The organism is Lysinibacillus irui (assembly GCF_028877475.1).
Lineage (GTDB): Bacteria > Bacillota > Bacilli > Bacillales_A > Planococcaceae > Lysinibacillus > Lysinibacillus irui.
Genome location: NZ_CP113527.1, coordinates 2,047,484 through 2,071,971, shown reverse-complemented (window position 1 = coordinate 2,071,971; position 24,488 = coordinate 2,047,484). Strand labels below are relative to the sequence as shown.

The window sequence follows — 24,488 nt, the reverse complement described above, 5'->3', positions numbered from 1 at the left end:
TAATTAAAATAAGCCCTCCGTTGGTTGGAGGGCTTATATTTATAGGGCACCGACTGCTTTTTTTGTTGGTTTGTGCACGAAATATGCTGGTTGGACGATTACATAGTCATGCGAGTTTGTGAAATCAATTAACACTTTGCCTGGATGACTTTTGATAAGTTGTAAATGATCAATTAATTTCAGCAAAAGCTCATGGCCGTTACCGCGCGGATGCCAGTTAAAATGATCATTATTTAATTCTTGTACCGCTTCAATAAACTGGGCATATTCCTGCTGTACAAATGCGATGAGTTTGTCGTGCTGTGGTGCTAAATCCTGTATATACGTTTCATAAAAACGCATCACAATCGAGCATAGTAAATCATTCACTCGTGCAGCACTTAAAATAGGCTTTGGCTCGAATGTCAGCCGTTCAAGATTAGGCTTTGCCCGTGTTGAATCAATACGTGTTATGAAATGGTACGGCTCCCCATTCACCTCATAGACAATTGGATTGGACGGCATATACATCATAAAGCTATTGGTCTTCGTTTTCAGTTGATCAGTTACCGCTGCCTTCGCAAAAAGATGACCATTGACCTCCCCATTTTGGATCCAAATAATATCTTTATTATATAAAATTTGCTCAAAGAAACGATCATTGCGAATGAGCTTCGTTGCTAATAATTGATCGATCAGTGATTCAACCGCCATTCTCGTTTTCGCTTTCTTGGCTGTTTCTGTGCGTGGTTGCTTACAAATGTTCATTTCTACATACATCATACGTGCATCCCCTTTGCGTACATTTTTTCAAAACAAAAAAGGACTTCCTATTCTTTGAGGAAATCCTTTACATTAACTTTCTTCATCACACAATGCCAAACAAACCCGAAGTAAATGTGAATGAGCCCGATGATGAACCCCTTCATGAACTTTGGGCGTTTGACGTACTGTGACGAACAGAGCATTCTGTTTTGTCAACATGCCACCTCCTATTCCTCGTAGGTTTATGGTGTGTACTCGTAACAGGCAGGTATCCTGACTCATGATCATCGCTTCTTTTCTCCTTCCCGTCCAAAGACAGTGGATGCTGAAAAGTCGCTCACATTTACAGTTGCGGGACAGTGTCGGATTCTCACCGACTTCCCTTTTAAGCAAATTGCACGCAATTTACACCTATTACTACACGCTATTTAGTTGATAAGGAATTTAGTATTTCCCATATTCCTTATAAATTATTAAATCCAATTGTAAATCTTTGTGAATTAAAAGTCAATTTTCACAACATTTTACAAACTATCACTTACTTACAAAACCTCTATTTCACATACCTGTAACCCTAATCGCACCGGTGTGTTAAGATAAAGGTTCTACTGTTATATAAGTATTGCTATAAAGAGGCATAGTAATATTTTTTACATTCCACAATTTTTTAAATTCCTTAATAGTAACTTTACGATTATAGCTATTGTTAGCATCATTACAATTCACCAGTTGCCTTAATGATTCTGAAAGATAGACAAACTGCTCGTCATATCCTACAACAGGGACAAAATGCAAATTATTAAAATCCTTATGTACTTTAATGAAAACAATTACGGGTGTTCCTTTACTTACTTCATACTTTAATGTATCTATTGTTCCTTTAAAATAGCTTGTTTTCAATCCCTTTTTCCTTAACACCGTCCGGATGCCCTTTGGATACACATTACCTGACCTCATTTTACTAGGGAAACTAGAATATAATGCTTCACCATCGGCCTCTATTCCAAAATGTCGCAACACATACGCTGTTGAAAATCCTGCACATTCCCTGTTATTTTGTATGTCGATTCTATTATTTCGTTTAATTAGATAGTTAGCCGGGTATCCTCTTTTTCGTAAAACAGGAACAGGAAATGTCATTAAATATGCATTTATCATAGTTGATATAATAATCCATAAAATAACTGTTCTAATTATAAACATACTACTCCCCCAATGCTTTGCTGCCATATCACAACAATATTCAAAGCCCTTCTACTTGCATCGTCGTTAGCGCATAATTAAACAATCGAACCCATTAAAGTACATTTATTTACAACCTTCTTTAATTCCAAACGGTATCCATCTACCATTATATCTAGTAATAAAGTAAGCATCGTACCCAAAGCCATATAGTTCCCTCATGATAATAACTCCAATTGACTCCTCTTCCTTGGTGATGCTTTTTTATGTAATGAGTTACTAAACTCGATGAAACTGGAAACCGCTAGAGACGGTCATATCCTCTAGCGGTTTTATGTAATAGCTTCTTATTCAACTTACCAAAGTTTTGCGTACCCCATTACCACTTCTCATTATGCTTATGAACTTTTCTATAAACGTAATCTGCATTATCAAGTCCCTTCCAATTGCTAACAAAATTCAGAACGAGCATAAAAATTCCGAATAAGGCAAACGCCACCATATAATGACCTAAGAAAAATAACACAAACGCCGCAGCTAATAGGACTATCATTAAAACTATACCAATGACCTGAAATTTGCGCTTCCTCTTTTCATCCATCTGGTTAACCTCCAATCAAAGGAATTATCTTTGTTTACTATTATGGTTTATTTTACCATAGTTTAGTCAGAAATCATCCATTATTCAGAAAAATTCCTTATTGATTGTGATAGGATATTCTTGTTTTTTGTCGAAATAGTTTCATAGACAATTAAATGAGGTGTTCTGTATGGAATTTATCATAGATCATGAATGTTTTAACAAAGCTATTTCGGACGTTACTAAAGCTGTGTCTTTAAAGACACCGTTCCCCATTCTGGCAGGTATTAAGATAATCGCTTATGATCATTGTTTAGTACTCGTCGGAAGCAATTCTGATATGATCATTGAGAGAGTGATTCCTCTAACGATTGACGGAGTAAAAGTACTGGAGATTTATCAACCTGGTAGTGTTGTGATTTCTGCTAAATTTTTAAGTGGGCTTGTTAAGAAATTGCCTAATAAAATACATATCAACGTGAATGAAAAACAATTCGTAACTATTCAATCTGGCGAAATTATAACAAATTTAAATGGCTTTTATTCTGTAGAGTACCCAAGTCTTCCTCTATTTGATGAAACCGACTATATTGAAATCCCTAGTGTAGTACTAATGGAAATTATTGAACAAACTGTGTTTGCAGTCGCAAAAAGTGAGTCGAGACCTGTTTTGACAGGAGTAAATATGATATTCAAAGAGAATCAATTGACGTGTGTTGCAACGAATTCCCAACGATTAGCTTTAAGAAAATATGTAATAGAATCAAGCATAAATGGCTCATTTACCGTTCCAGGAACAAGCCTAAGTGAGCTGATGAAACTCATAAATAACGAATCGGGTGTAATACAATTATTTGTAATAGACAACTATATGATATTTAAATCTACTACTACCTTACTTTATACAAGATTAATAGCTGGAACTTATCCCAATGTTTTTGAACTCTTACCAAATCATTCGAAGACAATCATTACGCTTAACAGGAAACAACTATTAAAGGGTATTGATAGAGCTTGCCTTTTTGCAAACGAATGGAAAAATAACAATGTCAATTTAGAAATTATCGATGGGAGTAAAATAAAAATTTCCTCAAACTCCTCCGAAATAGGAAAAATAGAAGAAACCCAACCTATCAAAGCGATTAACGGTGATCGTGACCTACGTATTTCATTGGATGGCAGTTTTTTAATGGATGCTTTAAAGGTAATAAAAGATGAAGAGATTAAAGTAAGTTTTGGTGGTACAATGAGACCCATCTTCATTGAACCGGTTGATCATTCCTCTTCCCTTCACCTTATTTCACCAGTACGTTCGTATTATTAGAAGACTAGGCGTTTACCCGCCTAGTATCTCTTATAAATTGATAACTACTCAAAATCCTTCCACGTATAATCTAACGATAAGATACCGATATGATTTGCTATTGTCGAAGTATCCATCGTTTTAGTTGCGACTGCTGGTTTTCGAAAACAAACTAGCTCCTTGTAATAGCCAAACATTCTACAAATTTCAGGTCGTACGGCATGGATGCCACATCGATCCTTTTGTAAATCGTAAAAAATACATGTACCCATAAATCGTTGTTGGTTTTTAAGCTCTAAACGTATTTTACTAGGCATCGATTTGAGCTTCTTTTTTATGTTCTTTAATTCCTTCTCTGTGATTGGAACTGGACCACAGCATAACCCCTTACACCCTTCACATGGTAAGTTTTCCATCTTCATTCCCCTTTCATTGCACAACAAAAAAAGCCTCGCATACATGCGGGCTTTAGACGATGTGTTTTGTAAATGTTACTCTTATTATACCATACATTAGGTTCCTAGAACATACTGAGCTAAGACACTTTGTACTTTATAAATATTTGTCGCCTTGTTGAAGTTTTTTTGAATCGGTAACGAACTGCCTGATACCCATATTTTGAGCTCTGCATCTAAATCAAATGTGCCGGCTGTTTCCACTGAAAAATGCACAATATTTTTATAGGGAATGGAATGGTACTCGGTTTTTTTACCCGTCACCCCCTGCTTATCAATGAGGATTAATCGTTTATCGGTAAAAATAAACGTATCTCTTATAATTTTATAGGCATTTTTGATTGTTTCATGTGTAATTAATAAATCCTTTACTTCCTGCTGTAATTTATCTAAATCGACCTCACTTGCATTGCCGATTAACCCATCAAATAATCCCATGATCTTCCCCTCTCACTTCCGTTTATTTAATGTATTACAAAGATACAAGGGCTACGACAAGAAATGATGGTATTATTTAGTTTATAGGAGGTGAGGAGTTGCGTGTAATGATGGTTGCTTTTTTGGCCGTATTCCTCTTTGGCTGTAATGAAGAGAGGCTACCAGGTGGCGAGTTAACTAAGGTCAGCCTCTCAATTGGAGCTGAATTTGGTCAAATAAATACTGATTTTATGGTTATATATGAGGATGAGGAATCACTTGATTTATTCCAACAAGCCATTTCTACAGCCGTCAAAAACGAAGGCGTTGTGGATATGGCTTCACCTGAATATGATTTGCAAGTAGTGGATACTGCTGGCAACAAATATGGCTATATCTTTGGCTAGGTGAGAATGGACAAAGCAGTGTGCTCATGAATACGAAAGACACACATACGATCTACACAATCTCAAAGGATTATACCGAGGCACTCATAGCCCTTGTTCGGCAATAAAAAAACACTTCCGTTTATTTAGGGCTACGACAAGAAATGATGGTTTAATTTAGACTAAAGGGCCCTTTTTACTCATGGCGATATCAGCTCATGGTGATTCCCCTTCAGATCGATTCTATAATGTCCGAACGTTTTTTTTCTTTCATCAGAGCTTAAATCACCGGAGCGTTGAAAGCCAAATGTAGTGATCCCGTTCCCATTAATTGTCCAATCATAGACATTACCTAATGTGTCAAAGCCATAATAAAATCCAGGCTTACCTAAATAATCGGAAAACCATTGTCCATTGGTAAATGTTGCAGATTTTAAATTGCTTGTATCCTCAGCATTGAGTATTCCACGCTCATATCTTGTCAAGTAAAAGACATTGTTTTGATATGTTTTTACCGACTTTATTGGTGCTTTCTCAATCGCAACTCTTGTAATTGCATCGCCATCCACACGATATAAAATAAATTCCTGCGTTGTGTTATAGGAATAATTCAAATAAAAATGGCCCATGTCCGTATTAAACCATATATCCCCATATCGAACCGAGTTTTTATCCTCAATTAATTCCTGATAAACAAAGGGCTCGAAATCACTAAAGGTGTTGCTAAATACTAAGTGACCGTTTTCTTTAATGACTGCCATATATCGATCACTGTAGACAATGGATTTTCCTTGATAGAGTAATTTAAAAATATGGATAAGATTAAGGTTTTCAATTGCTGTGGCATGAACGTCCCTAATTATAATCAAACGATATGGTTGAATCTCTGCATTTTTTAAGTAGACGACTTTTTTATTAAATGCCTCGCCAATATACCTTAAAGGAATATACGTTGAACTGTTGTATATGCTTGCTGCCACATCCATTTCGCTCGATTTACCGTTTATTGAAATATTATTATCTCCTATTTTTAGGGAAATGGTTTTAGTAGCGTATGTAATGGTAATGGACTGTTTTTTTGTATTAAAATCTACCTTTGCACCAAATCCTTCAGAAATAAAACGAAGGGGTACTAATGTTCTTCCATCTTTAATAATCGGCTGAACAGTAGATACTTTCTGCCCATTAATAAATGCCATGGAGCTTTCAGGAGAAAGAATCATACTATTTTTCAAGTCATGTTCAGATACATCTTCATAATAGTCATAAAGATTTTCTGCGTGTGCTGTGAAACCAAAAGCTAGGAACAATGTAAAAGTAAATAATATGAGGATAAATTTCAAGTTCATTCTTACACCTCTCAATAATGAATGTTATATTTTAAAGAAGCATACAGGTTTTTGTTACCAATATATGTATTATCCATAGTGTACCACTTTTCCGTCAGGTGTTACTACCTCTAATGTCCATACTTTTTCTCTAACTAGCGAAGCTCTTTTAAACTATAAAGTTAGTAATCTAACCAGTAAATGAAGAAAGGGTTCTACATAGTAGATTGGTCTAATATGTAGAACCCTAACGATTAATTAGAGCCATTGAGGAGCCTTTTGCCATTTTATTGCTTGTTCAAAAGAATAGGCTAGCTTAATTAAAGTGACTTCACTAAATGCAGTAGCAGGAAATGCAATACCACAGGGTCTCCTACTTGCCATATTACCTACTGGGACAGCAATTGTTGGATCGCCTGCTTTGGTACTTATTGTGGAAGCCTATACGGTCCTTTTTGATCAAAGCTGGCTATGAATACATGACTAGTTCTTTGGCTGTTAGCCCCCCTTGCTCGAACGCCCTTTGAATGGCATATATAGTCATTTCTTCTCTTAAATCCTATTACATTTTATCTCCATCAACGTGCTCCCAGTCTTTTTCTTACATAAGAAATTATAGGAAAATGCTTATGTATGATGGATCGCCTTAAACAGCCTCTGGGCATAGCTGTTTGTGAAAGCAAAGCGATTTTGTTCCTTATAGCTCTCGTCCACAATTTCTCCCGCCTTCATGACATAAATGCGGTCACATAAATAAGAAACGGCCTTTAGATCATGCGAAATAAACAATATCGCCATGTCTCTTTCTTTATTGAGTGTGACTAATAAATCGATTATTTCTCGTTGTATTAAACGATCTAGACTCGAAACAATTTCATCACAGACGATTAATTGCGGCTCAATTAAAATGGATCTTAGTAAATTGACACGTTGTCTTTCACCACCACTTAGCTCTGTAGGTAAGGCATGTAAGATATCTGCTGGTAGTTTAACTTTCTCTAGCATGGTCTGTAAATACGTATCATTTACTGATTGATGCTGTAATGGCTCTCTTAATAGTTCCCTTACCGTCCACGTTGGGTTTAATGCCGCTGTAGCATTTTGAAAAATGAGCTGGCATCTTTCATAAAAAGAGGTGCGATTATGTTTGGTAATAGCTTGGTTTTGAAAGAGCACTGTTCCTTTGTTCGGCTTTTCTAGCTGCATGATAACTTTAGCCAATGTACTTTTGCCGCTGCCACTTTCCCCCACTAAACCTACTAATTCACCATTTCCTACAGTAAGGTTAATATCTTTTAATACTTGCTGTCCTCTTCGATAGCTTTTAAAAACATGGTCAACCTGCAGCAACAAAATTTACGCCTCCTAAAAATGATTAGCCACAAGCTGCTTCGTATATGGATGCTTCGGCTGTTCAAAGATGTCTTTCACATGCCCTCGCTCCACCATTTCTCCATTTTTCATTACAAGAATAAAATCAGCGATGGCAGCAGCAACACCTAAATCATGGGTAATCAATAGTATTGTCGTTCCTAGTCGGGTATGAAGCTTTTTCAATAGTTGAATAAATTCCTGCTGATGGAGCATATCTAAGGCGGAAGTTGGTTCATCCGCTATTAAGATGTCTGGCTCATTGTATAAGGCACAGGCGAGCATACAGCGTTGGAGCATTCCCCCTGAAAGCTCAAAGGGATAGCAATCTAACACATTTTCTGGTAAATGAAAGTCCTTTAACATGACTTGGATGGTAGCTAAAAAATCCTTCTTCTTATGACCCTCCCGTAAAGCACTTAACGCATACATTTGTTGCTTTAACTTTATAGTCGGTGAAAAACTATTGATGGCATCCTGGAAAATCGTAAAGAAATGTTTTTGACGTAGTGCCAGTTGCTCCTGTTTCGATAGCTCCATTATATTTTGACCATTAAAATAAATTGACCCTTCCACTGTTGCATGAGCAGGAAGCATGCCAAGCAAGGCTGAAATAGTCGTGCTTTTCCCACTACCACTTTCACCAATCATCACGGTAATCTGCCCTTTCGGCACAATGAATGACAGATCTTTGAGAATTGTTTTTTCATTCATTCGTACCGCTACATTGTACATCTTAAACATGTGTCCGCTCCCCTCCCTTCTTGAACGTACTTCCTATTGCTTGTACACATAAAATAGTTATAAAGATTAATAGTCCTGGAAACAGCCCCATCCACCAAGCACCAACTAGTAAATCATTTTGTGCCGTATAGAGCATGGTCCCCCAGGACGGAATGGCTGGTGGGACCCCAATCCCTAAAAAGCTTAAGGACACCTCCGTAAATATAGCGCCAGCAAAGTTAAAAATCGTTACGACAAAGATGGCAGGAAAACTATTACGTAATAAATGGCTAAAAAGAATTTTCCACAACGGTGTACGGAACATTTTAGCCATTTGTACAAATTCGGCTTCCTTTAAACGGATAAATTCAGATCGCACAATACGTGCTGTGACAAACCAGCTCGTAGCCCCCATAATAATCGCCATGCGCCAAACGCTCCCCTGCATAATCGCTTGAAGGGCAAGGACGATCACTAAAGAAGGAATGGTTAAACAGGCCTCTAATATACGCATCATCACGGCATCAATAGCCCCGCCAAAATAACCACTTATGCCTCCATAAATAATGCCAATTATACTGGCTAGAACAACGGAAACAATGGCGATGAAAAGAGTCACCCTCCCACCAATAAGCAAGCGGGATAGGACATCTCGGCCTAATTGATCTGTTCCGAGGAAATGTGTCGTAGTAGGCGCCTCATAAATATGGTTCATATCCATCGCATTTGGTTCAAAAGGAGCGAGGATAGAGGAGAAAAGGGTCAAGCCAAAAATGAAAGCAAGAAGCACTAACCAAAAGATGGGTATCTTCCGCTGTTTTTCTTTTCTCATACAAGCCCCCCTCTTCTTAACCTAGGATTCAGGCAAATCATTAGGATATCAATGAGAATTAAACACATAACAACCACAACGCCAATGAGTAAAATAGCCCCCATAAGTACAGGAAAATCCTTAACCATGACTGATTTCACCAAAAGCTGTCCTAAGCCTGACCAGCCAAATAAGGTTTCAACGACAATGGAGCCTCCGAAAAATGAAGGAATGGTAACACCGACATAATTGATATAGGGAATCATGGCATTGCGTAATATCATCTTACGAATTTCACGCTCTGGCACTCCGTTGGCACGTGCAACTTGGACATAATAGCTATGGTTCTCAGCCTTCACATTCTCCTGTAAAAAGCGGGCGAATATCCCGACATGTGACAGAACAAGGACTGTTAAAGGAAGGACCATATGGTATAGTCGATCCACCATCCCTCCATTCCCCCGTACATCATACATCCCCGATGAAGGAAACCAGCCTAGCTGTACGGAAAACACCATGATAAATACTATACCGAGCCAAAATGGTGGGATAGCTGAACTTGCAATACTGACAATAGATAGTCCTCTATCTAGTAATGAACCTTCCAGCATCCCTGCCCGTAAGCCGAGCCAAATGGACGCAATCGTTACCATAACTAAAGTCAAAACAACGAGCTGTAGTGTATTCGGTAAACGTTCCTGTAAAATTGTTGCGACTGATCTGCCCTCTTTTGCCGAGTATCCTAAATTGCCTTGTAGTACGCCACGAAGCCAAGAACCGTATTGATACAGTACTGGTTGATCGAGATCAAAGGCTTTTTCAATACGCTCCTTCTCAGCTGCGGATAATGTTTGCGCATTGCCACCATAATAAGCTGCAGCTGGATTACCAGGAGCGGCATGCATCATGAAAAAAGAGAGGAAGCTCACGATAATGAGGACCATTGTCCCCATTATCACTCGCTTCCCGATCCATTTAGCGATCATTCCATTTCCACTCCTCGACATTCCATAGGAAGCCAGCCCCGTGGTGACCTAAAATCCGCTCTTTGACACCATGAATCTGTTCATTGATGCCATATACTGCATCCACGTAGGCAAAGTAAGCGAAAGGTGGATCTTGTGCTAGTTCCTCTTGTAATGCCACATAGACTTCCTTACGTTTTTCAGGATCAACGGTTGTTCGTCCTTCCTCTAGCAAAGCATCTACTTTAGCATTGGCATAGCTGCCGTAATTATAGCCAGCACTTGTGTGGCTTGATTCACCCGAGTGGAATAAGCTATACGTATGATGATCTGCATCATATGGACTACCCCAGCCCACCATAAAAGCTTCTGAATCTTCAATGACAATATTGTTCCAATCTAGGGCAGCTACATTCACATCTGCCCCCACCGCTTTATAGCCTTCTGCTGCATAATTAGCCATATTGACACGCACTGTATCGGTAATCGGAGCCGTAATCGTAAATGCTAATTTTTGACCATCCTTATAGCGGAAACCGTCATCCTTTAATGTCCAGCCCGCTTGTTCTAGGAGCTTGTTGGCTTTCTTGACATCATAAGAATACTGTTCAATCGTGCTATTGGTAAAGGCATGCTTTTGTAATGGTGAGTATGCTTCCGTACCGTAACCATGTAAAATGCCCTTTACAATACCAGCGCGATCAGTTGCATAGCTAATGGCCTTACGAATCGTCACATCTTGCCAAATTGGAAACTTCATATTAAATAAGAGACCGCGATAATCTGCTGATTCAACTTCATACATTTTTAAATGCTCTACTTTTGAAAGCTCCTCCACCTGATTCGGGTCAAGAAGCGCAATATCTACCTCACCAGATTTTAGCTGTAAAGCTCGCACATTGCTATCAGGGATAAATTTAAAAATGACTTTTTCAATTGAAGCCTTTGTGCCAAAGAAGGCTGGGTATGCTTTTAGCGTTAAGCTTGTTCCTTTATCCCATTGCTCAAACATGTACGGACCAGCCCCAATTGGTTGTTGGTTAAACGAAGCCGTTCGCATTTCTTGCCCTTCGAAGGCATGCTTTGGCAAAATTGGCACCGTTAATTTATCTAACATCGGCGTAAATGGCTCGTCTAATTGAATGGTCATTGTTGTGTCATTGATCTTGTTCATTGATGCTACATGGTTAAAATCAGACTTTAAATAGGAGCCGTTTTCATCATCTAAAATACTGTCAATGGTAAAGATAATATCGTCTACTGTTAATGCCTGCCCATCATGGAACGTCACATCTTGTTGAATGGTAATTGTATAAGTCATCTGGTCATCAGATATTTTAATGCTTTGAGCAATATCATTTACCGGAACATTATGCTCATCAAAGCGCATCAGACCTCTAAATAAAAATGCATCTAGATTGGTTTCCTCCAACAGCGGATTCAAACCCGCAAACTCAGATTCCGAGGCAAAAATAAGCTCATTTGCCTGAGACGATGATGTAGCAGCTGGTTGTTTCTCTTCCCCCTGACTAGAGGCACAGCCAACAAGACTTATTGCTACTATCATCAAAAGTATGAATAGGGAACTCTTTTTCATTTACTATCTCCTTTATCACAACAGAAATTACAGCAATGTTGAGATGTACTCAAACATATTGTTGATTTCTTTGTGAAGTGTTCGTTGCTCTTTGGCGAGCCATCTACAATGAATGGCCTGATCGGTTAGTTTTGTCACACTTGCCTGAACGGACGGTTCCAATTGAATTCGATCCTGTAAATCTCGTATATTGAGATGTTGAACCTGTGGCGCCACAATCCATAAGGAGCCGATATAGAGCGCCTTTTCAAGCAAGCCAATCGTTGAAAAATTCATGTCCTGTGGCTTGAAATGAAAGGAATCAAAAGCAATCAATGAATCCTCTACATAGAGCTTGTACTTAGATTGGAATGCTTGATAATCAAAAATTTCTCCTCGCATTTCTCTTCCAGGGGCGACAATCTCCCCCCAAATCAATGTTGAGCTCTCTTTCAGATGAATCGTTGTATCTACCTGAAATTTGGCTCGTTCAAATGGAATGGTCACTTCAGGAAGCCATTCTAATCGCGCTCGTTCATCGAGTTCCACTGTGATGGCTTGTGTACAAAACTCGCCAGTGTGGGAAGGGTAAATTTTTAATGCTGATTGTTGCTTTAACCTTACCTGACTGTCTGGCGCAAGCTTTACTGAAATTTCATTGCGGTCTCCCGCGACCATACCACCAGAGGACTCCATAATAAAAACGGTGGCAGTTGGATGATTGCCCTCATACAGCTCTCGACTTGCCTTTAATGGCGGCTGCTGATACACATGAACAAGCCGTGTAAAACCCCGTCTAGGCTCAAAAGCCATCTCCAACTTACCGAAATGATTGACCCTTCCTTGATTAAGCATTTTCTTCAACTGCTTCGGCACCTTCAAGGAGCATATGGTGCTGAATCCATTCAACCACCTTATCAACATTTGTTTGTGAGCGAACATCTGCAAAAATATATGGTCGTCCACCACGCATTTTTTTCACGTCCTGATCCATCAGCTCTAAATCAACACCAACATGAGGGGCCAATGACGTTTTATTGATTAGTAATAAATCAGAACGTGTTAACGCTGGGCCACCTTTGCGCGGAATATCCTGTCCTTCTGCTACATCAATGACATAAATATAGCCATGAACAAGCTCTGGACTAAATGTAGCCGATAAATTATCGCCACCGCTTTCGATAAAAATAATATCTAAATCGGCAAAGCGTTTATTCAAATCATCAATCGCGGCAAAATTCATCGATGCATCCTCACGAATGGCTGTATGTGGACAGCCACCTGTTTCCACCCCAATAATTCGCTCTTCGGCTAAAACACCGTTTGTGATTAAATATTGGGCATCTTCTCTTGTATAAATATCATTCGTGATTACTGCCACATTGTAGTGCTCATGCATCACACGTGTTAATTGATCGACTAAAGATGTTTTGCCTGACCCAACAGGCCCTCCGATACCAATGCGTATTGGTTTCATATCTATCCTCTCGCTTTCTATGAAATAAATAATCTCGAAAATAAAAACTCATGCTTCATGGAGGCTAGTTCTATACCTAGCGCATTATTGGCAAGGTCATCTAGCGTTAACGTCTTCACCGTTTTGGCAGCTTCCTCCACCGAGGCAAGGAGCTTATGTAGGGCTTGGACACCTGTGTTTTGACCGAACGGCACTGCTCGTACGGCATTTTGAACGAGGCCACTAATTGTTGCATACATAAAGGTCATGACAGCATGAAAAACGTTAACACCTAGTGCTTCACAATAAATCCCATATAAAACTGCATAATGACCTTTCACGACTTCCTGATCAATGTGATCCTTCCATTGCAATAAAAAAGGGCTATCCATAAGTGGGGCTACTGTTCGCATAAATTGCTTCCCTACATTGACACTAGCATCTCTTGACTCCTTCGCTAGCTTCATAGCGCCACACAGTTCATCCAGTTCAATAAGGCGTGTAACATTTCGGGCTTGTGCTGCATGGAACGCCTCCTGAATAAGGATGGCATCCCCATACACTAAATTTTGCTCTAGATACACCTGACAAAATTCAACTAAATGTTCCTTCGTGCGAATGCGATCCTCTTGAATATACGTTTCCATACCATAAGAGTGGGTATAGGAACCGATTGGAAAGGCAGAATCATGGATTTGCAATAAATGCAATAAGGATAAATTAGTGAGAGTGTCCACGGTATTTAAATGGCTGCTTGAAACGTCTTTCAGTAGTTTCATAATGCACCCCTATTTCATCTAGTAATGGATTAATCGTATGATCTGCTCGTACGATGATTTCATTGTTTTCAATTAAGCAAGGTGTATGGCGATTCCCTAATTCAAATGCTGATTTCCCCATTTCGTACATGTCTTTTGGGGTAATAACGATAACGGGCTCCAGCTTCGTGCGAATTGCAATACGACGTTCGGCATCCTCAAATAATAAGTCGCCATATTGTAATGGTTCTTCTCCCTCTAAACGCAAAGCAATATCTGTACCTTGATCCGTTGTCGTACGAAGAATTCGTTTGCTTAATTCCTCCCACTCTAGCTCAATCCATTCTGTTGTTTTCTGTTGATGTTCTTCTTCATTAGCAATATTGCCTATTACTTTTTCAATTAACATAAGTTCTGCACCTCATCCTCTATTTTTAGCTGTTCCTCTCACTTTGATGGCTTAGAATAGGAAATATCGTTGGGCCATTGGTAATATATCCACAGGCTCACATGTTGCTAGTTCCCCATCAATTTTTACTTCATAGGTTTCTGGATTCACATCAATCTGTGGTGTTGCATTGTTGAGCTTCATGTCAGCTTTACGAATATTTCGGCAATTCGAAACCGTACCAATCATTCGTTTTAAGCCTAATTTTTCAGGTAGGCCTTCCTCCACAGCGATTTTCGGTAAAAATGTCATGCCACAATTTTGAGGACCTTGACCATAAAAGCCAAATGTTTGACGTCCTTTCATTGGCTGTGGCGTAGGAATCGACGCATTCGGATCACCTGTGATGCCATAGACCGCAATCCCTGCCTTAATGACTACTTCTGCCTTAACACCAAAGAATGCTGGCTCCCAAAGGACGATATCTGCTAGCTTCCCTTCCTCTAGCGAACCTACCTCATGGCTAATTCCGTGGGCAATCGCCGGGTTAATATTCAGCTTTGCCATATAGCGCTTAACACGATAATTATCATGATCCTTGCCTTCATCCTGTGGTAATGGACCACGTTGCTTCTTCATTTTGTCTGCTGTTTGGAACGTTCGTAGCGTTACCTCACCAACACGTCCCATCGCTTGTGAGTCCGAAGACATAATACTTAAAATCCCTAAATCTTGCATAATATCTTCCGCTGCAATCGTTTCTGGTCGAATGCGGGAATCCGCAAATGCCACATCCTCTGGTACATCATGCTTTAAATGGTGGCAGACCATTAGCATATCTAAATGCTCATCTATAGTGTTCGTTGTAAACGGTTTTGTTGGATTTGTAGATGCTGGCAAAATATTGGGTAATGATGCCATGACAAGCTGGTCTGGCGCATGTCCTCCACCTGCCCCCTCCGTATGGAAAATATGAATGACTCGCCCATCAATCGCATTAATTGTATCTTCCACAAAACCCGCTTCATTCAATGTATCCGAATGAAGAGCAACCTGAATATCATAGTCATCTGCAACAGATAAACTTTGATCTAGCGCTGCTGGTGTTGCGCCCCAGTCCTCATGAATTTTCAAACCAATCGCACCTGCACGGACTTGTTCTATGATGGGTGCTGGCTCAGATGCACTTCCCTTTCCAAGTAAGCCAACATTTATTGGGAAGCCCTCAACTGCTTGCAACATGCGATGCAAATGCCATTCACCCGCTGTTAAGCTCGTCGCCTTCGAGCCAGCTGCTGGGCCTGTTCCACCACCAATAAAAGTTGTTGTCCCTGCTAGTAGGGCCGTCTCCACCTGATCAGGGCTGATGAAATGGATATGTGTATCAATGGCTCCTGCCGTAGCAATTAGCCCTTCACCTGCATAAACCTCTGTACCAACGCCGATAATCATGTCCTGATCGACTCCGTCCATGCTGTTCGGATTACCAGCTTTCCCAATACCAATAATACGTCCATCCTTTATACCGATATCTGCTTTGACAATCCCTGTATAATCTATAATGATGACATTAGTAATGACGGTATCAAGCACACCTTCATCACGTGTATTTTTACCATTTTGCCCCATCGAGACACGTAATGATTTACCACCACCGAAGACCCCTTCGTCCCCGTAGGATGTATAATCCTTCTCAATTTCAATCCACAGGTCTGTATCTGCTAAACGAACTTTATCTCCGACAGTGGGACCAAACATTTTCGCGTAAGCTTCATGTGTTACCTTCATTTTTCTTCCGCTCCTTTAAAGCCACCTTCAATTGCCTTATCTAAAATTTCTTCCTTATGGTGGGTAGAGCCCTCTGTTAGCCTATTTAAACCAAAGACATGCTGTTTGCCACCAAACTCGACAAGCTCCACCTCTTTTTCCTCACCAGGTTCAAAGCGCACCGCTGTCCCTGATGGAATATTGAGATGCATACCAATAGCATCTTGCCGATTAAACTCTAGAAATCTATTAACCTCGATAAAATGAAAATGGGAACCTACTTGTATAGGTCGGTCACCTGTATTGGCTACCAATACCTTTTTCGTCGCTCTACCCACATTGATTTCAATGACACCGTTTTTCGGTCGGATTTCTCCAGGAATCATTCTCCAACACTCCTTTATTGAATTGGACGGTGAACCGTAACAAGCTTCGTCCCATCTGGGAATGTACACTCAACCTGCACATCTGAAATCATGTCCCCGACACCTTCCATTACATCTTCAGCTGTGAGTACATGCTTAGCCTCACTCATCAGCTGCGCTACCGTTTTGCCGTCTCGAGCACCTTCCATAATAAAACTACTAATCAGTGCCACAGCTTCCGGATAATTTAGCTTTAAGCCACGAGCTTTTCTTTTCAGCGCAAGTTCTCCTGCCACATGGAGGAGTAATTTTTCTTGTTCAACTGGTGATAGCTTCAATCCAATCTCTCACTTTCCTATATTCAGAATTATCTTTCAATAATATTTTTTCTGGACATAACTTCCTTTCAGTAGTTTGAAATGTTCTAACGATTTAGTTGTACGTGCATTTAGTTGTTGTCTTACAAATTATGATTTCGCAAGGGATTTGCGAAGAGAAATAGAAATGACTTGTTGACCCGGCGAATGCGGGTTGCAATAGTTGAAGTGAGTAATAGAGGTAACAGCTAGTCCATTATAAGAAACTACATTAAAAAATTCAACATTTTTATTTATCTGTGAATTTACAAGTTTGCTAAATAATTAATAAAAAAAGAGGCATATTTTACAGAAAATTGGTCATCTGTAAAAAAGCCTCTTGTCTTGCTAGCTAAAGCGAATGAAAAATTATATTAAAAAACTAGTAAATTTATTTTATGTAAAATAATTATTTCAGGACTAAAAACGCTCTTTTTCATAATCAAATCGATTGGTTAGCTTCTGTAAATTATCAGCTTGCACGGTTAAATCCTGTGTAACATGATTGACTACTTGCATGGAGGCAGTTTGTTCATCCATTGAATGTAAAACAACTTCTGTGTAATTAGATAGCTTGCCCATGTCATCTGCAATCGTTGTGACAGAGGATGCCACTTCATTCGCGCTACTAGCAAGCTGTTCAGCTGTCGTTGAAATGTCCTCAAGCTGACCTGTCATTTCGCGAACATGCTGTGAAATCGTTCCAAAAGATGTTGTTGCTTCATCAATGACATAAACACCCTGTTGGACATTTTTTAAATCATCTTCCACTGCTGACGCAACTTGTTTTGTATCACTTTCAATCCCCACGACTAAGTCCACAATTTGCGTAGCAGAATGCTTTGATTGCTCAGCTAACTGACGCACTTCCTCAGCCACGACCGCAAAGCCTTTTCCATGCTCCCCAGCACGAGCAGCTTCAATGGCTGCATTTAATGCTAATAGATTTGTTTGATCTGTAATAGCCGTAATCATATCAGTCATCGCTTTTATATCTGTCATTTTACTTGATAATTGTTGCATAAGACCACTTGTTTTTTCAGTTGAAGCGGAAATAAATTGCATTTGCTCCTTCGCAACATGTAAAATCTTTGCACCATTTCCTGCAATATCATTGGCATCCTTCGCATGATCAAAAACATCCTGTGTAGCAACGGTAATTCGTTCGATTCCAGCGACCGTTTCCTGCATCGCATTTGCGCTAGAATAAGCCGACTCGGCAGCCTGTTTTAAGCCCTCAGACGTTTTTTCCATTTGTTGATCTACTTCTTCTACAGCAAGAGTAATTTCATTCGTACTTGCTGATAACTCCTCAATGCTTGCTGATAAATCAGATGAGCTGTGTGCAATTTTTTGTGACATTGTTTGTAATTGTTCCTTCATTTCTAAAAAGGATTGTGCTAGCTGAGAAATTTCACTATTGTCTCGAACCTCAATGTTCACATTATCTAAATGGCCTGCAGTAATCCCTTGTGCAGCCTCGGTTAACTGTTTAATTGGCTGAATAACTTTGTAGTGCACATACGCCGTGTAAGATAGTGTAATCGTGATTCCTACGATGGTTAAAATGGTAGAAAGCCATTCTAATGACGTTACATTGGCTAAATCAATAAATAAAATAGCAATCATTAAGACATTTAAAACAGAAAAGCCAAGTAAACTCTTTTTTCGTAAACTCATAACAAATTCCCCCAACTAAAATATTACTTCTATACCATCATTATAGTTGAATAATCCTAAAAATCATAAAGAAAAGCTCTATTTTTATAAGAATAAAGACACAAAGCATTCCTTAAATCTCCGATAATTGTTCACAAAAAAAGACTATAGACAGCTTTAGTAGCATGTCTACAGTCTTGAAATCTAGATTTATTTTAATTTCATAATACTAGAACCAGCGATCCCTGGGTGTGTCATTTCATATGGATCTAAGATTAAATCTAATTGCTCTTTTGTTAAGACGCCTTCTTCGATACAAAGCTCACGAATTGAACGACCTGTCAGAATAGCTTCACGCGCTAAGCGAGCAGCTACTTCATAGCCGATATGAGGGTTAACAGCAGTTAATACCCCTACACTTTTCTCTACATATTCTTTCATACGCTCTTCATTTGCTTCAATATCTTTTAAGCAATTTTCCGTAAACGCACGGAAAACATTATTCATAATGCTAATCGATTGGATTAGGTTGAATACTAATACAGGCTCCATTACGTTTAATTCTAATTGTCCAGCTTCAGAAGCTAGAGAAATTGTATGGTCGTTGCCAATTACTTGGAAAGCAACTTGGTTCAGTACCTCTGGCATAACAGGGTTAACTTTACCTGGCATGATAGAAGAACCTGGTTGACGAGCTGGTAATAGGATTTCCCCTAAGCCTGCACGTGGACCAGAAGCCATTAAACGTAAGTCATTAGCGATTTTAGACATATTAATCATACAGATTTTTAAAGCACCAGATACTTCTGTGTAGGCATCTGTATTTTGTGTTGCATCCACTAAATGTGTCGCACCTTTTAATGGTAAACCAGAAATTTCAGCAAGATGCTCATCAACAGATTTAATGTAATCTGGGAAAGCATTTAAGCCTGTTCCTACAGCCGTTGCACCCATGTTCACATCATAAAGATTTGGACGTGTTTGACGAATGCGTACGATATCACGATTAATCACACGGCAATAAGCCTCAAACTCTTGTCCTAAACGGATTGGCACTGCATCTTGTAAATGCGTTCGGCCCATTTTAATAACATGAGCAAATTGCTCCGCTTTTTGATGGAAGACAGATTGCATATAATCCATCGTTTCAAGTAATTCATCTATTAAATTTAACACAGCGATATGGATCGCTGTTGGGAAAGCATCGTTTGTTGATTGTGACATATTAACATGACTATTTGGACTTACTGTGTGATAGTCCCCTTTTTCTTTCCCTAAAATTTCTAGGGCACGGTTCGCGATCACTTCATTGGCATTCATATTGATGGATGTACCTGCGCCACCTTGGATTGGGTCTACAATAAATTCTGCATCCCATTTGCCATCGATCACTTCTTGTGCAGCTTCGACAATTGCCTCACCAATTTCTTTTGATAATAGGTGTACTTCCATATTACTTAATGCAGCTGCTTTTTTCACTATCCCCATTGCTTTAATTAGTGAAGAGTGAATTGTGTAGCCTGTAATTGGGAAGTTTTCCGTAGCACGCAGTGTTTGAATTCCATAATACGCTTCTGCTGGTAATACGCGCTCACCTAAAAAATCTTTTTCTATTCGTTGTGTTGACATTATTGTCGTCTCCTTTTATGTAATACTCACACTTGATAGTAGCTAATAAAAGTCGTATTGTAAACAGTCATTTTTCTGTAAACGAAAAAAATCCTTCAAAAAAGCAAAAAATCCGCTAAAAACCGAGCATATTTTATTAATGGTCGAGCAATATTAGCCGTTATATTGTTCTTAGGTAAAGTCAAAATTAACTTAAATGGATTGGAAACATGAATTAAAAGTCAAAAAACCAATAAAGTTGTTCTCTTCGTCAACTTTATTGGTTTTCATTTCATTATTATTTATTTGATGTCACAGTAAAACGGCTGTTTTCATGTTGAGGTTGTTCTAGCTCATCCAATACAGCCACCGCATAATCGGCATAGCTTACATAGCTGTTACCAGCGTCATTTACTAATAAGTGGTCAATACCTGCTGTGTAGTGTCCTGTACGCGGGCCTTCTGGATCAAAAAATGCGGAAGGACTTAAAAATGTCCAATGAATAGAGGATTGTTGTAAATCCACTAGGTTTTGACCTTGATTTTGGGCTGTTGCCAAAAACATCTCTGGGAAATCAGGTGTATCCATAACACGCACTTTTTTCTCTGGGTCCACAAATAGACTGCCTGCCCCACCTACGACAAATAATTTTGTGTCAATTCCGTTGAAAATTGCAATCAAATGACGACCTGCTTTTACATGTAACTCCTCTTGACCTGCTGGTGCACCAAATGCATTTACCACCACATCAAAGCCCTTCACATCTTCTTGCGTTAATTCAAAAACCTCTTTTTCAATCACTGGAATAGAGGCTGTTACCTTTGCTGCCGAACGAACGATGGCTGTTACTTCATGACCACGTTGTAACGCTTCCTCTACTATTTTTTGTCCTGCTTTCCCTGTTGCACCAATCACTGCTATTTTCATTCAATTTTCCTCCTCAAATATAGTTGTAACTATTTTAGTTACAGGTTGGATACAAAAGATCATCTCCGTCTAAATACGAAGTTGATCTAGCACGTCCTGAAGCGTCTGTGCTTGTAATTGCTCCTCCATTGCCTGCCAAACAGATGTATAAACCCCTTCCAATGTATGTTGGATTTTACGTCCCACTGCACACGCTGGATTAGGCTCATCATGAATCGCAAAAAGCTGCTTTGGCCCATCCATTGCTTGATAAATGGCTAACAATGTTAAATCCTTTGGCTCAACTAATAGCTCGTAGCCGGCCATCCCAGATCGTGATGAAAGTAAGCCCGCTTTTTTTAGGACACCAATCATACGTCTCACCACAACCGGATTTGTATTCACACTGCCAGCAATAAAATCGGACGTTAATAGGCTTTTATCAGATGTTGTGGCAATGAGCGAAAGTATATGGATCGCCACCGAAAATCGACTGTTCACCATATGAATCACCACCTGTTGTAACCATTATAGTTACAGGTGCAGAAAAAAGTCAAGCACTGTCACCTGTAAATATTGTTTCCCTTTAACTATTTCCCATGCATGACTTATATTTTTTTCACATAAATCACTAATTCTTGACGGATTTGTCCATTGTCCTCATAAAAATCTAAATTGTGAAATTCATATTTAAAGTGACCTACTGGAAATGTCACACTTTCTCCCTGAGCAGCTGCCAAAATACCCGCTACATCCTGTGAGACCATATGTAATAATTCTTCCCCTGAAAATGAATCGATAAAAATTACGTTCATAAAAAACACCTCCACAGCCATTATAGCTTAGAAGGCGCTTACATTTATAGTGTTTCTTTATAGCCTTTCAGCCGAATCTCCTCAATGATTTGCATCATCTCTAGGACTTGCTGCTCTGACAATTTTGCAGTATTAACAGAAAACATTTGTTGCTCCAAACCAATTTTTTGTTCTAGATGTCTTGGATGTGGTTCACTTTCTTCTGCTTGAAGTACTAGTGTATTCTTCACAACTTTCACCTCTACCATTATGTTGACGAACGCCATTGTTCCAAATAATGCTAATAATCCCATAATTAATATAATCAACTTCTCTTTAACTAGTCATCTAACTATTTACCCGTTTACTAAAATGATTAGTAAGAACTAGATGAAAGCAAGAAAAAACAGCAACCATAATGGCTGCTGCTAGTATTATACGGCAATAGGAGCTTTAATCGTAGGATGCGGATCATATCCTTCAATAGATAAATCCTCAAGCTCAATATCAAAAATCGATGTTTTATTCGGATTGATGTGTAATGTTGGTAGGTCTCTTGGCTCACGTGAAAGCTGTTCCTTAACTTGCTCCACATGGTTTGCATAGATATGAGCATCCCCAATGCTATGAATAAATTCACCAACCTCGAGTCCACATTCATGGGCAATCAAATGAGTTAATAAGGCGTAAGAAGCAATATTGAAAGGACAGCCTAATAATGTATCTAAGCTTCTCTGCATTAACTGACAGCTTAATTTACCATCAGCTACATAAAACTGGAACATGACATGACATGGCGGTAATGCCGCTTTACTGCCCTTTGCACCCGCATTAATGACATCCTCTGGATTCCATGCATTGACAATGATACGACGTGAGTCAGGATTATGCTTAATTTGATCAATGACATCCTGTAACTGGTCAATGCTTTCTCCATTAGAGGTTGTCCAATGACGCCATTGTTTGCCATAAACATTGCCAAGATCTCCGTACTGTTGTGCAAAATCATCGTCTGTTAAAACACGCTCACAAAATGAGGCAAGCTCTTTTTGATAGAGGACATTAAACGATTCGTCCACTAAACAACGGCGACCAAAATCCGTCATATCAGGGCCAGTATAATCGTCTGATTCTACCCATTTTTTAAATGCCCATTCATCCCAGATGTGATTATTATGCTGTAATAGATAACGAATATTTGTATCCCCTTTTATGAACCATAGCAATTCACTCGCTACAAGCTTAAAAGGCACACGCTTTGTTGTTAATAGTGGAAAGCCTTTGCTTAAATCGAAGCGCATTTGGTAACCAAAGACACTGTATGTACCTGTCCCTGTACGATCCTCTTTTTTCGTGCCATGTTCTAATATATGTTGTAGTAAATTTAAGTACGCCATTTCTGGATGCGTCATTTTTCTTCAACAGCTCCTTCAAGTTTGCTGTTGACCATTATACCATTTTACAGCGTATTTTCGTACGTCTATTATTAGCTCGAATGGTAGGAATTCTTGTTGTTAAGCTCCCGGGAGATTTCACTCTCTGCCGTGACGAAAAAGCTAGGAAGTAAAATAATATTGAGTAAAATAGGTCCAACGATAACTAATAAATCGATGCCAGGGCTGAAGTAAAGCCCGAATGCTGTAATAAGGCCAGTCATCACAAGAAAGATGATTTGGGCAACAATAATTAAAATTGGTAGTAATTGATACAGATAATTCAGTCTACGGAACTGATGCATATTGTCTGGATTTTGAATGATTTTTCTTTTTAAGCGTCTCGACAAAATGAGACAAGCAAGCAATTGAATACCAATAAAACTAAAATAAATGACACTGTATACTAATAATTGATTTTTCTGAATCGTACCATTAAAATGACCCACCCTTTGGTTCAATAAATCGTCGACTGCGCCCTCATATATATATTCGCGCTCACTTAAAAAAGTAAAAGGCTCCATAAAGCCAAGTGCCGTCCAATCCTTTGTATTGACAGTCCAATGGGATAACTTACTCGCTAAAATACGCAATTGAATAGGATCCTGTTCCCCAAACATCCCAAGTAAAATACGATAAGGAATCGATACCTTCAGCTGCCCATCTTGCTTTTCTTGAAATAAATCCCCTATGTAAAAGGTGTAAGCAACATTTGAATTATTCGCCTCATAATGAGCTTCTTCAATTTTCCAATGACTAGCTAAGGAAGCTTGAATGCCATTCCTCATTTCAGTGTAGGGTATATCCTTATGTAAACGCTTCGGAATTTTATAAACAAAATGATTATCACTACCGATGAGACAAATTTCCACTTCGACTTTCTCTTGATCTACCGTTTTGGCTTTCGTGGTCAACGGACTCATGATCATAGCGATGAGGAAAAACACAATAAGTGATAAAATGCCTTTTTTCACGCAATAGCCCCCCTATTCGTCACAATGATTAAATTTACCCTATCATAGCCATGTCCGAAAACACTATTTCGTTATTCCGAAAAAATAATAGTGGTTTTCCGAAACGCGTCATTTCGGTATTCCAAATTTATCAATAATTAGCGATAATATATAGGAGATTATTATCATAAGCAAACTTGAGG

General features: G+C 39.0%; 29 protein-coding genes, 1 pseudogene and 1 riboswitch. Of the genes and pseudogenes, 2 read left to right on the top strand and 28 right to left on the bottom strand.

The features are described from left to right. Positions 1 to 39: 39 nt before the first annotated feature. The 4 genes from OU989_RS10350 to OU989_RS10335 form a co-directional block, all read right to left on the bottom strand. Positions 40 to 762 (bottom strand): hypothetical protein, encoded by a 723-nt coding sequence (locus tag OU989_RS10350; protein WP_274797065.1) that lies wholly within the window; start codon positions 760 to 762, stop codon positions 40 to 42. A gap of 72 nt (positions 763 to 834) precedes the next feature. Next, positions 835 to 963 (bottom strand): hypothetical protein, encoded by a 129-nt coding sequence (locus OU989_RS10345; protein ID WP_274797064.1) that lies wholly within the window; start codon positions 961 to 963, stop codon positions 835 to 837. A gap of 27 nt (positions 964 to 990) precedes the next feature. Continuing rightward, positions 991 to 1,174, bottom strand: a riboswitch (cobalamin riboswitch). Between the two features lie 161 nt (positions 1,175 to 1,335). After that, positions 1,336 to 1,947: a C39 family peptidase gene (locus OU989_RS10340; RefSeq protein ID WP_274797063.1), complete on the bottom strand. Its 612-nt coding sequence runs from the start codon at positions 1,945 to 1,947 to the stop codon at positions 1,336 to 1,338. A 358-nt stretch (positions 1,948 to 2,305) separates the two neighbouring features. Beyond that, positions 2,306 to 2,527, bottom strand: coding sequence for a hypothetical protein (locus OU989_RS10335; RefSeq protein WP_274797062.1), 222 nt, complete (start codon positions 2,525 to 2,527; stop codon positions 2,306 to 2,308). Positions 2,528 to 2,696: 169 nt separating this feature from the next. Here OU989_RS10335 and dnaN point away from each other — a divergent pair, with 169 nt between their 5' ends. Further along, positions 2,697 to 3,830 carry a DNA polymerase III subunit beta gene (dnaN, locus tag OU989_RS10330; RefSeq protein ID WP_274797060.1) on the top strand — a complete coding sequence of 378 codons (1,134 nt, stop codon included), beginning with the start codon at positions 2,697 to 2,699 and terminating at the stop codon, positions 3,828 to 3,830. Positions 3,831 to 3,874: 44 nt separating this feature from the next. Here dnaN and OU989_RS10325 read toward each other — a convergent pair whose 3' ends face one another. Both OU989_RS10325 and OU989_RS10320 read right to left on the bottom strand, forming a co-directional pair. Beyond that, complete coding sequence (locus OU989_RS10325) at positions 3,875 to 4,225, bottom strand: YkgJ family cysteine cluster protein (RefSeq protein ID WP_274797059.1); 351 nt, start codon at positions 4,223 to 4,225, stop codon at positions 3,875 to 3,877. Between the two features lie 96 nt (positions 4,226 to 4,321). Then, complete coding sequence (locus OU989_RS10320; protein ID WP_274797058.1) at positions 4,322 to 4,702, bottom strand: PH domain-containing protein; 381 nt, start codon at positions 4,700 to 4,702, stop codon at positions 4,322 to 4,324. A gap of 98 nt (positions 4,703 to 4,800) precedes the next feature. Between OU989_RS10320 and OU989_RS10315 the strand changes: the two genes are divergently transcribed. Beyond that, complete coding sequence (locus OU989_RS10315) at positions 4,801 to 5,088, top strand: YhfM domain-containing protein (RefSeq protein WP_274797056.1); 288 nt, start codon at positions 4,801 to 4,803, stop codon at positions 5,086 to 5,088. Between the two features lie 179 nt (positions 5,089 to 5,267). Here OU989_RS10315 and OU989_RS10310 read toward each other — a convergent pair whose 3' ends face one another. The 22 genes and pseudogenes from OU989_RS10310 to OU989_RS10205 all read right to left on the bottom strand — a co-directional run bounded on the left by OU989_RS10310 (position 5,268) and on the right by OU989_RS10205 (position 24,306). Beyond that, on the bottom strand, positions 5,268 to 6,416 hold the full coding sequence (locus OU989_RS10310) for a copper amine oxidase N-terminal domain-containing protein (protein WP_274797055.1): 1,149 nt from the start codon (positions 6,414 to 6,416) through the stop codon (positions 5,268 to 5,270). 237 nt (positions 6,417 to 6,653) lie between these two features. Then, positions 6,654 to 6,833 (bottom strand): annotated as a pseudogene (locus OU989_RS10305) (amidase); the annotation flags it as partial. A gap of 189 nt (positions 6,834 to 7,022) precedes the next feature. Continuing rightward, positions 7,023 to 7,748 (bottom strand): ABC transporter ATP-binding protein, encoded by a 726-nt coding sequence (locus tag OU989_RS10300; protein ID WP_274797054.1) that lies wholly within the window; start codon positions 7,746 to 7,748, stop codon positions 7,023 to 7,025. Positions 7,749 to 7,760: 12 nt separating this feature from the next. After that, positions 7,761 to 8,510 (bottom strand): ATP-binding cassette domain-containing protein, encoded by a 750-nt coding sequence (locus tag OU989_RS10295; protein ID WP_274797053.1) that lies wholly within the window; start codon positions 8,508 to 8,510, stop codon positions 7,761 to 7,763. Beyond that, a complete protein-coding gene (locus OU989_RS10290; RefSeq protein WP_274797052.1) occupies positions 8,503 to 9,321 on the bottom strand; it encodes an ABC transporter permease in 819 nt (272 codons plus the stop codon). The genes OU989_RS10295 and OU989_RS10290 overlap by 8 nt, the downstream gene beginning before the upstream one ends. Further along, a complete protein-coding gene (locus OU989_RS10285) occupies positions 9,318 to 10,286 on the bottom strand; it encodes an ABC transporter permease (RefSeq protein WP_274797051.1) in 969 nt (322 codons plus the stop codon). Before OU989_RS10285 ends, OU989_RS10290 begins: the two co-directional genes overlap by 4 nt. Continuing rightward, on the bottom strand, positions 10,276 to 11,862 hold the full coding sequence (locus OU989_RS10280) for an ABC transporter substrate-binding protein (RefSeq protein ID WP_274797050.1): 1,587 nt from the start codon (positions 11,860 to 11,862) through the stop codon (positions 10,276 to 10,278). The genes OU989_RS10285 and OU989_RS10280 overlap by 11 nt, the downstream gene beginning before the upstream one ends. 27 nt (positions 11,863 to 11,889) lie before the next feature. After that, positions 11,890 to 12,696: an urease accessory protein UreD gene (locus OU989_RS10275; protein ID WP_274797317.1), complete on the bottom strand. Its 807-nt coding sequence runs from the start codon at positions 12,694 to 12,696 to the stop codon at positions 11,890 to 11,892. After that, a complete protein-coding gene (gene ureG / locus OU989_RS10270) occupies positions 12,689 to 13,318 on the bottom strand; it encodes an urease accessory protein UreG (RefSeq protein ID WP_274797049.1) in 630 nt (209 codons plus the stop codon). The genes OU989_RS10275 and ureG overlap by 8 nt, the downstream gene beginning before the upstream one ends. 17 nt (positions 13,319 to 13,335) lie before the next feature. After that, the gene (locus OU989_RS10265) at positions 13,336 to 14,076 is read right to left on the bottom strand and encodes an urease accessory protein UreF (RefSeq protein ID WP_274797048.1); all 741 of its coding nucleotides are present in this window, start codon (positions 14,074 to 14,076) and stop codon (positions 13,336 to 13,338) included. Beyond that, a complete protein-coding gene (locus OU989_RS10260; protein WP_274797047.1) occupies positions 14,018 to 14,464 on the bottom strand; it encodes an urease accessory protein UreE in 447 nt (148 codons plus the stop codon). Before OU989_RS10260 ends, OU989_RS10265 begins: the two co-directional genes overlap by 59 nt. A 51-nt stretch (positions 14,465 to 14,515) precedes the next feature. After that, positions 14,516 to 16,231, bottom strand: coding sequence for an urease subunit alpha (gene ureC / locus OU989_RS10255; protein WP_274797046.1), 1,716 nt, complete (start codon positions 16,229 to 16,231; stop codon positions 14,516 to 14,518). After that, positions 16,228 to 16,596: an urease subunit beta gene (locus tag OU989_RS10250; RefSeq protein ID WP_274797045.1), complete on the bottom strand. Its 369-nt coding sequence runs from the start codon at positions 16,594 to 16,596 to the stop codon at positions 16,228 to 16,230. Before OU989_RS10250 ends, ureC begins: the two co-directional genes overlap by 4 nt. A 14-nt stretch (positions 16,597 to 16,610) precedes the next feature. Then, entirely contained in the window at positions 16,611 to 16,913 is a 303-nt protein-coding gene (gene ureA / locus OU989_RS10245) for an urease subunit gamma (RefSeq protein ID WP_012294325.1), read from the bottom strand. A gap of 438 nt (positions 16,914 to 17,351) precedes the next feature. Then, positions 17,352 to 18,611 carry a methyl-accepting chemotaxis protein gene (locus OU989_RS10240; RefSeq protein ID WP_274797043.1) on the bottom strand — a complete coding sequence of 420 codons (1,260 nt, stop codon included), beginning with the start codon at positions 18,609 to 18,611 and terminating at the stop codon, positions 17,352 to 17,354. Positions 18,612 to 18,800: 189 nt separating this feature from the next. Continuing rightward, positions 18,801 to 20,219 carry an aspartate ammonia-lyase gene (gene aspA, locus OU989_RS10235; protein WP_274797042.1) on the bottom strand — a complete coding sequence of 473 codons (1,419 nt, stop codon included), beginning with the start codon at positions 20,217 to 20,219 and terminating at the stop codon, positions 18,801 to 18,803. Between the two features lie 277 nt (positions 20,220 to 20,496). Further along, positions 20,497 to 21,126 carry an NAD(P)-dependent oxidoreductase gene (locus tag OU989_RS10230; protein ID WP_274797041.1) on the bottom strand — a complete coding sequence of 210 codons (630 nt, stop codon included), beginning with the start codon at positions 21,124 to 21,126 and terminating at the stop codon, positions 20,497 to 20,499. Between the two features lie 69 nt (positions 21,127 to 21,195). After that, the gene (locus OU989_RS10225; protein WP_274797040.1) at positions 21,196 to 21,609 is read right to left on the bottom strand and encodes an Rrf2 family transcriptional regulator; all 414 of its coding nucleotides are present in this window, start codon (positions 21,607 to 21,609) and stop codon (positions 21,196 to 21,198) included. 104 nt (positions 21,610 to 21,713) lie between these two features. After that, positions 21,714 to 21,920, bottom strand: a complete 207-nt coding sequence (locus OU989_RS10220; protein ID WP_274797039.1) for a thymidylate synthase — start codon at positions 21,918 to 21,920, stop codon at positions 21,714 to 21,716. 44 nt (positions 21,921 to 21,964) lie between these two features. Then, the gene (locus tag OU989_RS10215; protein ID WP_274797038.1) at positions 21,965 to 22,228 is read right to left on the bottom strand and encodes a hypothetical protein; all 264 of its coding nucleotides are present in this window, start codon (positions 22,226 to 22,228) and stop codon (positions 21,965 to 21,967) included. A gap of 105 nt (positions 22,229 to 22,333) precedes the next feature. Next, a complete protein-coding gene (locus OU989_RS10210) occupies positions 22,334 to 23,311 on the bottom strand; it encodes a thymidylate synthase (RefSeq protein ID WP_274797037.1) in 978 nt (325 codons plus the stop codon). Positions 23,312 to 23,385: 74 nt separating this feature from the next. Next, positions 23,386 to 24,306: a hypothetical protein gene (locus OU989_RS10205; RefSeq protein ID WP_274797034.1), complete on the bottom strand. Its 921-nt coding sequence runs from the start codon at positions 24,304 to 24,306 to the stop codon at positions 23,386 to 23,388. Between the last annotated feature and the right edge of the window lie 182 nt (positions 24,307 to 24,488).